Origin of the sequence: Nocardioides sp. IC4_145 (genome assembly GCF_011250565.1) — a bacterium.
Taxonomy (GTDB): Bacteria; Actinomycetota; Actinomycetes; order Propionibacteriales; family Nocardioidaceae; genus Nocardioides.
Window position 1 is genome coordinate 25284 of record NZ_JAANMS010000040.1, and the last position, 11390, is coordinate 36673.

An 11390-nucleotide genomic window follows, 5' to 3' on the forward strand; every position below is an offset into this window, starting at 1 on the left:
ATGCGTGAGGCTACGGCACCGTGACCCGCGTCGTGATGACCGCGTGGTCGGTGATGCGCCGGACCGCCGGGCTCGTGTCCATGCGGAAGCCGGAGAACTGGACGTCGGGCGTGCCGAAGATCCAGTCGACCCGCATCGGCCGCGGCGGGCGGCACGCCCCGGCGTTCGACCCGCCGTTGGCGGCGACCAGGCCGGCCTCGCCGGTGAAGCGGCAGAAGGCGTCCTCGTGCTCGTTGAAGTCGCCGATGATGAAGACCGGGATCCCGTCCTTCTTCAGCGTGTTGACCGCGGCCACCTCGATCTGCTCGGCCTTGTCCCGCTCGTCCTCACGGCCCTGGCGGTCCTTGGGCGAGTTGTGGATGTTGATGACGTAGATCTCGCGGCCGGTCTCGACGTGCTGGAGCCGCACGACCGGCTGCGGGCGGGTGCCGCCCATGAACGGCACGGTGATCGAGTCCTGGTAGGTCGCCGCCCACACCGAGGTGTCCCACATGACCGACTGCGGCACACCCTTGCCGCCGAGCGCCGAGCCGGGCCAGAACGCGAACCGGCCGTCGGTCGCCCGGGTCAGCGCGCTCAGCTGGTCGGACTGGAGCTCTTGGAGCCCCACGATGCTCGAGCCGTACGACGCCACGAGCCGTGCCGCCCACTCGGTGCGGATGCGGCCCGGCGCGTACTCCGCGGCCGCTCCGCCCGGCGCGGTGTGCTGGCTGCCGAGGATGTTGAACGTGGTCAGCGTGAACGAGTAGGGCTGCTCGGTCACCAGGTCCTGCACCTTGTTGCGCAGCTTGCCCGCGCCGCTCGGCACCGCCTGCGGGGCCGCGACCTCGCCGCGGTCGAGCAGCGCGGCCTCGGCGATCTCCTGCGGCGACATCTGCGCGAGCTCGGCCGCGCTCGTGCGGCTCGGGGTCGCCGAGGGGGCCGGGCCGGCGGGCGTGGTGCCGCCCCCGCCGCGGGTCAGCAGGTTGGCGCCGACGACGACGAGCACGATCGCCAGCACCGCGCCGACCGTGGCGAGCGCGGCGCGGCGTTCGCTGCCCTGCTCCTGGTCGCGCGGGTCGTCCTGGTCAGGACGGTCGGGCCGCTCGGGAGGTCCGCTCACGAGACTCCCTCCGGCAGCGGTCGGTCGGTGGTGGAGCCGTTGCCGACCTGGCCCAGCTCGTTGTTGCCCCAGCAGGCGGTGACACCGGTGTCGAGCCCACCGCAGGCGTGGAACCAGCCCGCGTCGATCGAGAGCCAGGGCCGCTCGCTCACGACGAGGGTCGGCACCGTCCTGGTGCTGCGGGACCCGTCGCCCAGCTGGCCGTAGCGGCCGCTCCCCCAGCACCAGGCACTGCCGGTGTTGTCGACTCCGCACGTGGTGGCGTCGCCGGCGCTGATGCTAGTCCAGATGTGGTCCCCCGCGACCGGTTCCGGCGCGGCCCGCTGCTTCCGGGTCGCGTCGCCGAGCTGGCCGCGGTCGTTGAGGCCCCAGCACAGCGCCGCGCCCTCGACCGTCGTGCCGCAGACGTGCGACCAGCCGGCGTCCAGGCTCGCCCAGGTGGCGCTGGTGCCCAGCCGCGTCGGCGAGGCCACCGGCTCGCCGGCCGGGCTGCCCAGCTGGCCGAAGGTGTTCTGCCCCCAGCACCAGGCGCTGCCGTCGGACTTCGTGGCGCAGGTGGACCAGCCGCCCGCCGTCACGCTCGCCCAGTCCTTGTCCTGGCCGACCCGCTTCGGCCGCCCGCGCTGGGTGGAGGTGCCGTCGCCGAGCTGGCCGCGGAGGTTCGACCCCCAGCACCAGAGGGTGCCGTTGCTGCGCGTGCCGCAGGTGTGGAACCAGCTCGCGCTGACCGACGTCCACGCCGCGCTCGTCCCCACCTGCACCGGCGTCGAGCGGGCCGCACCCTTGCCGACACCGAGCTGGCCGTGGTTGTTCAGCCCCCAGCACCACAGCGTCGCGTCGTCGCGGACGCCACAGGTGGTGGCACCCGACGTGCTGATCGTCCGCCACGTCTCGCCGCCGACCACCTCGACCGGCCGGGTGCGCGTGGCGGTCGTGCCGTCGCCGACCTGGCCGAAGCCGTTGCGGCCCCAGCACCACGCGCTGCCGCCCTCCCGCACGACGCAGGAGGTCTCGCCGCCGGCGCTCACCGCGGCCGGGCCGGCGGGCACGGTCACCACCACGACGCCCGTCGTGCCGGCCGTCGCCGGACGCGTGCCGCGGACGACGTACGACACGTTCCAGGTGCCGGGCTCGGTCGGCGTGCCGGCGAGCAGGCCGGTGGCGTCGAGGGCCAGGCCGGGCGGCAGGTTGCGCGGGTCGCCCCAGGTCACGCCGCCGGCGGCGGAGGTCGAGGCGGCGAGCCGGAGCTCGAAGGGCCGGTCGAGCGGCGCCGTCGCGACCTGCACCTCGGGGCGGGGCACCGGGCGGAGCCGCGCCCGCTCGACCAGCCCACGGGCGGCGGTGCGCAGGGCCGCCGCGCCGGCGCCGTACGCGTAGGCGCGGGTCGTGCGCAGGGCCTTGGCCGTGCGGATGTTCCTCGGGTCGCAGACCAGGTCGCCGGTGGTGCACACGCTCCAGGCGGCGTACGTCGCCGTGCGGGCCGGCACGTCGGCGACCGTGCCCAGCCGGCGGGCCGCGACGCCGCGTCCGGCCCGGGCGGCCGCGGGTGCACCGAGGGACGTCGCGCGGGTCCGGGGGCGGCGGTCCGGGTCGGCGACCAGCGCGGCGCCGACGACGTCGGTCAGGCCGTCGCGACGGGCCGCCAGCGCGGTCAGCCCGCGGTGGACGACCGCCGCGCCCTGGGCGTGGCCGACGAGGACCAGCTGCTGGTCGGGGCAGCCGAACGCGTGCCGGTCGACCAGCGCGAGCAGCCGGCGCGTGGCCGCGGGCACGGGCTGCATCCAGCTGCGGGCGCGGTCCTTGGTGACGCTGCGCAGCGCCTTCCTCGGGTCGGGGCGCCTGCCCACGAGCGCGGCCGCCGGTCGGGTGGCCATCGGCACGCGCACCTGCTCGACCGTGCGGTCCGCCGCCAGCGCCTGCCGGGTGAGCGCCCGCGCCAGCACGCCGACCGTGCGGCCGAAGGTCGTTCCCCCGCTCGGCGCCTCGCCCGCGCCGTCGACCCCGAGCAGCAGCAGGTCCGCGCACTGGTCGACCGTCGCCGCGGTGCCGGCACCCAGCACCGCCCGACCGCGCTCCTCGGCCGGCCCCGGCTGCGAGCCGGCGTGCAGGAACGCCGCCACCACCGCCACCGACGTCAGGGCGGCTGCCACCAGCAGGAGGGCCTGCCTGCCCCGTCGTCGCACGGGGTCACCGTAGGGCTCGGCCCGGTGCTCCCGGCGGCGCCGCGCCCGTCTGCTGCCTGCGTGTGGCTGGCGTGACTGTAGGGGCAGGTGGGGCGCGCAGCATCCCAAGTTCACTTGGGATGCTGAAGCTTCCCTGCCAATGCAATGGCCGCGAAGCGTCAGGATCCCAAGTCAACTTGGGATCCTGACGCTCACCGGGGGCTCAGTTGACCTGGATGCCGGCGTACGGGTTGCCGCCGCGGGCGACGAGCGAGCGTCGGGCGGAGGTGGCGCGCAGGGACATCTGCTCCTGGACGCGGGGGTTGCGGCTGTACTTCGGCGGGTTGGCGTAGAGGTGGTCGACCCAGTCGGCGTACGTCTTGCGGACGCGGGGGTCGAAGATCCGCATGACGATCTCGTCGCTGGCCAGCGCGACGCTGGTCCAGTTGGCCGAGCCGTTCCAGGTGACCTCGACGTCGGTGGCGCCCTTGTAGCGGCCGCTGACGGCCATGTACTTCATGTGCAGGTAGCGGTCGTAGACGCCGTCGAGGTTGAAGTCCTGGGCGATGTGGCGCAGCGGCACCGGGCCGCGGGTGGTGTTGCGCAGGATCTTCAGCACGTTGTTGCCGAAGACGGCGTAGACGATCTTGATGTCGCACCCGCGCTGCCACATGGTGCGCAGCCGCTCGGCGATCCGCTTGCCGCGGTCGCCGTGCATGGAGGTCTGGGCGATGCGGATCTTGGTCTTGCCGTTGGTGCCGGTGCCGCCGGTCGCGCCCTCGCAGACGATGTCGTTGAGGTCGCGCAGGAGCGGGTCGGCCTCCGTGCCCTCGCCGCGGTAGGGGTAGAAGTACGACGTGTACTTGCCGTGCTCGTAGGACTCGTAGGCCTGCTTGACCGGCTTGTCCCGGCGCATCTGGTCGAAGACGTGCTCGAACTCGGCGTAGATGTTGGCCTTGCCGGTGATCGTGAAGACGTCGTTCCACTGGCCGTGCGCGGCGAGGTCGGTGGCGTTGTTGGAGCCGTAGATGACGACGTTGTTCGCCTTGCCGGCCTTGCTGAAGAGGAAGAACTTCGTGTGGGCGATGCCGCCGCGGTTGCGGCAGGAGCTCACGCACTTGCGCACGTCGCTCTTCATCGCGGCCTTGCGGTTGTGCTCCTTGGTCTTGAGCACCGCCTGGAGCCGGTTGATGCCCTCGTTGCGGTTGTCCTTGTTGGCGTTGAGCCGGTCCAGGATCACCCGCACGGAGACGCCGCGGCGGTGCGCGGCGATCAGCGCGTCGACGATGTCGTCGCTGCGGATGTTCCAGCTCGCGATCCGGATCTTCTCCCGGCCCGGGACGCTCTGGATCGTGCGGATGAGGTGGCCGATGATCCGGCGTCGCGCCTCGCGGTCACCGAGCGGGTTGTTGACGCGCACGCCCTGGGGCGGCGTGTAGCTGAGCGGCGCGGGCTTCGGCTTGGCGACCGACCGCTCCGCGAGCGGGGCCGTGCGGACCGACGCCGGAGCGCTGGTGTCGGCGGCGGTGGCGGACAGGGGCAGGGCACCGAGCAGGCCCGCGAGCAGCACCAGGCTGGTCGCGAGGACGGTCGCGGCGGAGAGACGACGCACGCGGGTTCACACTCCGAGGAATCGGTGGGACGGACCACGGGTGGTGACGCTTGGCTGACGTTGACCGTCCCGCCTCGGCAGGCTACCCGGCGGGACCGTCAGCCGCCGCACTTGCGAAGAGCGTCCTCGTACGCCGCGTCGTCCAGCAGCGCACCGCGGGACTCGCCGATCCGGCCGCCGGGCACCGCCCAGAACCGGTCGCCGTAGGTGATCAGCGGCTTGCCGAACTCGCAGTAGCGCCCGTTCGCCTTCACCCGCTCGCCGCCCTCGTAGCACTCCTGGTAGCCGCGCGGCAGCGTCCCGCCCGCGACCCAGACCTCCGCGCAGTCCGGTCCCTCGGTGCCGGCCGAGGCAGAGGTAGAGGCAGAGGCAGAGGCACTCGCGTCACCCGAAGGAGTGGCCTCCGACGACGCGGACGACCCGGACGAGGCGGCTGCAGGGTCGGCGGCGACCTGGTCGCCGTCGTCCCCGCCGCAACCGGCGAGCAGGCCGGCGCTCAGCACCAGCGGCGCGATCAGGGCGGCGGTCCGGGAGCGCTTCATCCCCGCAGCCTACGCCGGAACAGCCCTCCGCGGCGCGGGCGACGAGGGTCCTCAGGAGCGGCGGCAGGCGCGCCGGCGGCTCGGGCGACGAGGTCGGCGGCGATGCGCGCGGGGTCCTCCCCGGGCGGCACCGGCGCGTCGGGGTCGGGGTCGTCCGGCCCGCCGAGGACCGGGCCGAGCTCGGCGAGGTCGCCGTGGACGGGGTGGTCGGAGGCGGCGAGCTCGGCCAGCCACCGTTCGGTCGCCTCGCCGAGCACGTCGGCGAGGCGGTACGGCGCCCGCGGCCGGTCCGACGCGCCGGACCCGTGCGCGGCAAGCTCGCCCTCGGCGAGCTCCCGCTTGACCACGCGGAGGTAGGCGTCACGGTCGAGCCGTCCGGCCCGGCCCTCGACCAGCTCGGCGTTGACCGCACGGAGCAGCGCGACCTCGGACCGGCCGAGCGACGGGTTGGCCGGCGCGACCGCCTCCGCGTCGACGAGACCCGGGTCGAGCCGCGCGGCGGCGGCGAACCGGCGCCACAGCTCGGCCGGCTCCCGCCCCGGCCCCGGGCACACCACGAGGTGTACCCGCGCTGCGGGCACGGCGGTCGACCAGCGCTGCAGCGCCCACGACCAGTCCTGCGCGTGCCAGAAGTGCGGCCGCACCCCACCCGCGTCGGGCCCGGCGTCGCGACCGGTGTCCGCGCGCAGCTCGCCGGCCTCGAAGGCCGCGAACGAGCGGGTGTCGCCGAGCTTGACCTCCTCCTGCCAGTGCGCGGTCGCCTGCCGGCCGAGGTCGCGCGCGGTGACGACCACGTCGACCTCGTGGCCGTCCAGCGGCGCCAGCGTGGCCGCGACCTGCTCGGGCGTCGCACCGGCGAGCACCTCGTGCCCGAGCAGCACCGGCCCGTCGTGCGCCCGCGCCCGCTCGCACAGCGCCGCCCAGGTGCCGGCGACCTCGGACTCCGCGAGCCCGAACTTCGCGGCCGAGCCGCGGAGCTCGACGGCCGCGTGGAACATCGCGCCCGGCCGCAGGAACGGGTGCAGCACCCCACCGGCGCGCAGCGCGTCGCGGTGCGTCGCGAGCAGCGACTGGAGGTACGTCGTGCCCGTCTTGGGCAGCCCGACGTGGAGGACGACGCGCACGGCCGACATCCTCGCACCGCTGCGCCCGCGTCGAGCCCGACCGGGGCGACCGGGGCCGCTAGCCTCATCTGTCGTGAGCACCACCCCTGCGCGCGTCTACGCCGCCCGACTGGTCGGCCTCCCGATCTTCGACCCGCAGGGCGACCAGGTGGCCAAGGTGCGCGACCTCGTGGCGGCCGTCCGCTCGGAGGTCAGCCAGCCGCGCGTGCTCGGCATGGTGGCCGAGGTCTTCGGGCGGCGCCGGATCTTCGTGCCGATGACGCGGGTGACCCACATCGACGCGGGCTCGGTCTACACGACCGGGCTGCTCAACATGCGCCGCTTCGAGCAGCGCTCCACCGAGACCCTCGTGATCGGCGAGATGCTCGACCGGGAGGTGTCGATCCCCTCCAGCGGCGTGCGCGGCACCGTCTACGACGTCGCGATGGAGCAGGCGCGCAACCGCGACTGGGTGCTGAGCCGGGTCGCGGTGCAGGAGCCCTCCAAGGGCCTGCGCCGCCGCGGCCAGACCCACGTGGTCGAGTGGCGCGACGTCGACGGGCTGACCCGTCGCGAGGAGACCCAGGGGGCCACCCACCTGGTCCACGCGCTCAACGAGATGCGCCCGGCCGACGCGGCGAGCATGATCCACGACCTGCCGCGGGAGCGGCGTACCGCCGTCGTCGCCGCGCTCGACGACGAGCGCCTCGCCGACGTCCTCGAGGAGCTGCCCGAGGAGGACCAGGTCGACATCCTCAGCCAGCTGGACTCCGAGCGCGCCGCCGACGTGCTCGAGGAGATGTCGGCCGACGACGCCGCCGACCTCATCGCGGACCTCTCCCCCGAGACCGCCGAGGTGCTGCTGGACCTGATGGAGCCGGCGGAGGCCGAGGACGTGCGGCGGCTGATGTCGTACGTCGAGAACACCGCCGGCGCGATGATGACGCCCGAGCCGGTGATCCTCGGGCCGGACGCGACCATCGCCGACGCGCTCGCGCACGTGCGCAACCCGGAGCTCACGCCCGCGCTGGCCGCGCTCGTCTACGTCTGCCGCCCCCCGCTGGAGACCCCCACCGGTCGGCTGCTCGGCGTCGCCCACATCCAGCGGCTGCTGCGCGAGCCGCCCTCGACGCTGGTCGCCGGCGCGCTCGACGACTCGATGGAGAACCTCAGGCCCGAGGCCACGATCGACCAGGTCGCGGCGCACCTGGCGACGTACAACCTCGTCGCCGCGCCCGTCGTCGACGAGAACGGCCACCTGCTCGGCGCCGTCACCGTGGACGACCTGCTCGACCACATGCTCCCCGAGGGCTGGCGCGACCGGACGGTGCGCCGTGGCTGAGCCGCGCACGAACCGCGCGCGCCTGGACACCCCCCGCGAGGCGCGCCGCCGCTCGATCTTCACCCGGCGCCCGTCGTACGACGCCGACACCTTCGGCGTCTTCGCCGAGCAGTTCGCCCGGTTCATGGGCACCGCGCGGTTCCTGCTCTACATGACCGGCTTCGTCGTGCTGTGGGTGCTCTGGAACGCCACCGTGCCCGGCGAGAGCCGCTTCGACGACTACCCGTTCATCTTCCTGACCCTCATGCTCAGCCTCCAGGCGTCGTACGCCGCGCCGCTGATCCTGCTCGCGCAGAACCGCCAGGAGCAGCGCGACAAGGTGATCGCCGAGCAGGACCGCCAGGCCAACGCGCGCGCCCACGCCGACATGGAGTTCCTCGCCCGCGAGGTCGCCTCGCTGCGGATGTCGGTCGGCGAGATGGCGACCCGCGACTTCCTCCGCTCCGAGCTGCGGGCACTGCTCGGCGAGCTCGACGAGCGCGCCGAGGCGGGCGCGCTGGACCGCGCCGACGAGCACGCCGACCGGCGCCAGGCGCGTGAGCCTCGTCCCACCCCTGCTGCGGATGAGGGGTCGGACTCCCCCGCGACCTAGACTCGGACATCATGAGCACCGGGCTTGTCGACAAGGTCAACGCAGCTCTCGCGACGGTCAACGACCCCGAGATCAAGCGGCCCATCACCGACCTGGGCATGGTCGACTCCGTCGAGGTCGACGGCGCCGGCATCGCCAAGGTGCACGTCCTGCTGACGGTCGCGGGCTGCCCGCTGAAGGACACCATCAACCGCGACGTCACCGCCGCGGTCGGCCAGGTCCCCGGGATCACCGGCGTCGACCTCTCGCTGGGCGTGATGACCGCCGAGCAGCGGGCCGGCCTCAAGGACGTCCTCAGCGGCGGACAGGCGCAGCGCGAGATCCCCTTCGCCCAGCCCGGCAACCTCACCAAGGTCTTCGCGATCGCCTCCGGCAAGGGCGGCGTCGGCAAGTCCTCGGTCACCGTCAACCTCGCGCTGGCCATGGCCGGCCAGGGGCTCAAGGTCGGCATCGTGGACGCCGACATCTACGGCCACTCGGTGCCCGCCATGCTCGGTGTCGCCGACTCGCGGCCCACCCAGGTCGAGGACCTGATCATGCCGGTGCCGACCGCCAGCGGCGTCTCGGTCATCTCGATCGGCATGCTCAAGCCGCGACGCGACCAGGTCGTCGCCTGGCGCGGCCCGATGCTCGACCGCGCGCTCGTGCAGATGCTCGCCGACGTCTACTGGGGCGACCTCGACGTCCTGCTCCTGGACCTGCCCCCGGGCACCGGCGACGTAGCGATCTCGCTGGGCCAGCACCTGCCCGGCGCCGAGGTCGTCGTCGTCACCACGCCGCAGGAGGCCGCCGCCGAGGTCGCCGAGCGCGCCGGCACGATGGCCTCGATGATGCACCAGCGCGTCGTCGGCGTCGTCGAGAACATGAGCTACCTCCCCTGCCCGCACTGCACCCCCGAGGGCAAGGAGCACCGCCTCGAGGTGTTCGGCGCCGGCGGTGGCGAGCGGGTGGCGCAGACGCTGTCGTCGCGGTTCGGCTACGACGTGCCCGTCCTCGGCCAGATCCCGCTCGACATCTCGCTACGTGAGGGCGGCGACGCCGGCAAGCCGATCGTCGAGGCCGACCCCACCGCTCCGGCCGCCCGGGTGCTGCACCAGGTGGCCTCCACCCTGTCCGGTCGTGGTCGCGGACTGGCCGGCATGCAGCTGGGGCTCACGCCTGCCGCTAGGTTCTGACCCGTGTTCGGGGTCGGGCTGCCGGAGTTCGCTGTCATCGCGTTCGTCGCGGTGCTCGTCTTCGGCCCTGACAAGCTCCCGGAGCTGGCCAAGCAGGCTGGTCAGTTCCTGCGCAAGGCCAAGCAGCTCGCCAACTCCGCGCGGGACGAGCTGCGCAACGAGCTCGGTCCCGAGTACGCCGACCTCGAGCTCCGCGACCTCGACCCCCGCGTGATCGTGCGCAAGCACGTGATGGAGGCGATGTCGGACGCCGAGGAGGAGGCCGCCCGCCCCAAGCGCCGCGGCCTGCGCCCGCTCGCCGACGGCGAGGTCCCGCCGTACGACGTCGACGCCACCTGACCCGCACCCGCCGAGGTGGCACCGCCGCAGGGTCGAGGTGGCACCGCCGCAGGGTCGAGGTGGCACCGCCGCAGGGTCGGACCTGCAGGAGCGCCACCTCGGACTTGCGCACTTGCCACCTCGGACCTGCAGGAGCGCCACCTCGGACCTGCGCACGTGCCACTTCGGCGGGTCTCAGGCGTCGCGGGACTGGACCGCGGCGAGGGCGGTGAAGGCGACGAGGACGAGGCGGCCGGCGGACCCGGTGCGGACCTCGACGAAGTCGGCACCGACGCGGGCCAGGGTGCCGTCGTGGGCGCCCCCGTCAGCGGTGCGCACGACACACCGTTCGCCGGCGTCGGCGAGCCGGCGCAGCGCCGAGCCGACGGTGAGCCGGGACGTGCCGGGCCACGCGACCTCGGGCACCGATCGGGGCGAGGCGTCGTGGACCACCGCCACCGCCGGCAGGTGCACGACCCACTCCTGACCGGGGCCGCGCAGGTGGCACCACCCCGTGCCGACCCGCTCGAGCGTCCCGGCGAGCAGGCCGGCGCCGCGCACCTCCAGCCCCAGCTCCGTCCCGACGGACGCGACGAGGCGGGAGGCGAGCGTGACCTGCTGGTACTCCGCCCGGCTGCGGTCGGCCAGCTCCGCGGCGCGCTCGCGGTCGTACGCCGCCTCGGCCTGCTGCTCGAGGTCGTCGAGGACGCCGAACAGCTCGCGCTCCCAGCCCATGTCGGCGCACGTTAGCCGCTGGCGGCCCCGTGGTCGCGTCCGCCCGCGTCCGATGGCTGGAAGCCCGGACAGCCAGACGCCTCCGGGGTGACCATGGAGGCATGACGACGACGGTGGTGCAGGTGCTCTGGGGCGTAAGCCTCGCGGTGGCGGCGCTCGTGGTGGGCCTCGGCATCGAGCTCCACCTCGACGGCGCCGGCGCGCTGACCAGCTACCCGCTGGTGGTCGGCGGGATCCTCCTGCTGCCGGCCGTCTCGGCACTGCTGGACCGCCTCGGAGGGTTGATGGCACCGCCGACGGGGGGCTGACCTGCACGGATGGTGGGTACCGGGGTCAACGGCGCGGAGACGCGCCATCCCCTGCAGTGAATTCCCCGCATCCGAAGGAGTACCCCCATGGAGATCGTGGGCATCATCATCGCCGGTCTGATCATCGGCCTGCTCGGCAAGCTGATCGCGCCGGGCGACAAGGACAACACCCCGATCTGGCTCACGCTGCTCTGCGGCGTCGGCGGCGTCCTGCTCGGCCTGGTCGTCTACCGCGCCTTCGGTGGCGACGGCTCGGCCGGCATCGACTGGACCCGCTGGATCGTCTCGATCGCGATCGCGGCGGTCCTCGTCGTCATCGCCTCGACGGTGACCGGTCGCAACAGCGGCGCCCGCCGCAGCGCGCACCGCTGACGCTCGGCAACCAGCAGCACCACGCCG

12 protein-coding genes are annotated in these 11390 nt (G+C 73.9%); 6 read left to right on the forward strand and 6 right to left on the reverse strand.

Annotation, left to right across the window (positions count from 1 at the left end; genetic code table 11):
- Window positions 1-10 precede the first annotated feature (10 nt).
- The 5 genes from G6553_RS15865 to G6553_RS15885 form a co-directional block, all read right to left on the reverse strand.
- A complete protein-coding gene (locus G6553_RS15865; RefSeq protein ID WP_166195067.1) occupies window positions 11-1102 on the reverse strand; it encodes an endonuclease/exonuclease/phosphatase family protein in 1092 nt (363 codons plus the stop codon).
- Window positions 1099-3285 (reverse strand): cutinase family protein, encoded by a 2187-nt coding sequence (locus G6553_RS15870; RefSeq protein WP_166195070.1) that lies wholly within the window; start codon window positions 3283-3285, stop codon window positions 1099-1101. Before G6553_RS15870 ends, G6553_RS15865 begins: the two co-directional genes overlap by 4 nt.
- A 202-nt stretch (window positions 3286-3487) precedes the next feature.
- Window positions 3488-4876 (reverse strand): phospholipase D-like domain-containing protein, encoded by a 1389-nt coding sequence (locus G6553_RS15875; protein WP_166195073.1) that lies wholly within the window; start codon window positions 4874-4876, stop codon window positions 3488-3490.
- A 98-nt stretch (window positions 4877-4974) separates the two neighbouring features.
- Window positions 4975-5418, reverse strand: a complete 444-nt coding sequence (locus G6553_RS15880; protein ID WP_166195075.1) for a hypothetical protein — start codon at window positions 5416-5418, stop codon at window positions 4975-4977.
- On the reverse strand, window positions 5415-6542 hold the full coding sequence (locus tag G6553_RS15885; protein WP_166195078.1) for a hypothetical protein: 1128 nt from the start codon (window positions 6540-6542) through the stop codon (window positions 5415-5417). Before G6553_RS15885 ends, G6553_RS15880 begins: the two co-directional genes overlap by 4 nt.
- A gap of 73 nt (window positions 6543-6615) precedes the next feature.
- Here G6553_RS15885 and G6553_RS15890 point away from each other — a divergent pair, with 73 nt between their 5' ends.
- The 4 genes from G6553_RS15890 to G6553_RS15905 are packed head-to-tail and all read left to right on the forward strand — an operon-like array spanning window position 6616 to window position 9969.
- The gene (locus tag G6553_RS15890; protein ID WP_166195081.1) at window positions 6616-7863 is read left to right on the forward strand and encodes a CBS domain-containing protein; all 1248 of its coding nucleotides are present in this window, start codon (window positions 6616-6618) and stop codon (window positions 7861-7863) included.
- A complete protein-coding gene (locus G6553_RS15895) occupies window positions 7856-8455 on the forward strand; it encodes a DUF1003 domain-containing protein (protein ID WP_166195084.1) in 600 nt (199 codons plus the stop codon). The genes G6553_RS15890 and G6553_RS15895 overlap by 8 nt, the downstream gene beginning before the upstream one ends.
- 11 nt (window positions 8456-8466) lie before the next feature.
- Window positions 8467-9630, forward strand: coding sequence for a P-loop NTPase (locus G6553_RS15900; RefSeq protein ID WP_166195087.1), 1164 nt, complete (start codon window positions 8467-8469; stop codon window positions 9628-9630).
- Between the two features lie 3 nt (window positions 9631-9633).
- Window positions 9634-9969 carry a sec-independent translocase gene (locus tag G6553_RS15905; protein WP_166195090.1) on the forward strand — a complete coding sequence of 112 codons (336 nt, stop codon included), beginning with the start codon at window positions 9634-9636 and terminating at the stop codon, window positions 9967-9969.
- Between the two features lie 174 nt (window positions 9970-10143).
- Here G6553_RS15905 and G6553_RS15910 read toward each other — a convergent pair whose 3' ends face one another.
- Entirely contained in the window at window positions 10144-10683 is a 540-nt protein-coding gene (locus G6553_RS15910; RefSeq protein ID WP_166195093.1) for a hypothetical protein, read from the reverse strand.
- A gap of 101 nt (window positions 10684-10784) precedes the next feature.
- Here G6553_RS15910 and G6553_RS15915 point away from each other — a divergent pair, with 101 nt between their 5' ends.
- On the forward strand, window positions 10785-10991 hold the full coding sequence (locus G6553_RS15915) for a hypothetical protein (protein WP_166195095.1): 207 nt from the start codon (window positions 10785-10787) through the stop codon (window positions 10989-10991).
- Between the two features lie 87 nt (window positions 10992-11078).
- Window positions 11079-11363, forward strand: a complete 285-nt coding sequence (locus G6553_RS15920; RefSeq protein ID WP_166195098.1) for a GlsB/YeaQ/YmgE family stress response membrane protein — start codon at window positions 11079-11081, stop codon at window positions 11361-11363.
- Window positions 11364-11390: the final 27 nt, after the last annotated feature.

Coding starts and splice junctions, on each gene's coding strand:
- G6553_RS15900 (WP_166195087.1), top strand. CDS start 8,467: ATGAGCACCGGGCTTGTCGACAAGGTCAACGCAGCTCTCGCGACGGTC.
- G6553_RS15910 (WP_166195093.1), bottom strand. CDS start 10,683: ATGGGCTGGGAGCGCGAGCTGTTCGGCGTCCTCGACGACCTCGAGCAG.
- G6553_RS15920 (WP_166195098.1), top strand. CDS start 11,079: ATGGAGATCGTGGGCATCATCATCGCCGGTCTGATCATCGGCCTGCTC.
- G6553_RS15880 (WP_166195075.1), bottom strand. CDS start 5,418: ATGAAGCGCTCCCGGACCGCCGCCCTGATCGCGCCGCTGGTGCTGAGC.
- G6553_RS15915 (WP_166195095.1), top strand. CDS start 10,785: ATGACGACGACGGTGGTGCAGGTGCTCTGGGGCGTAAGCCTCGCGGTG.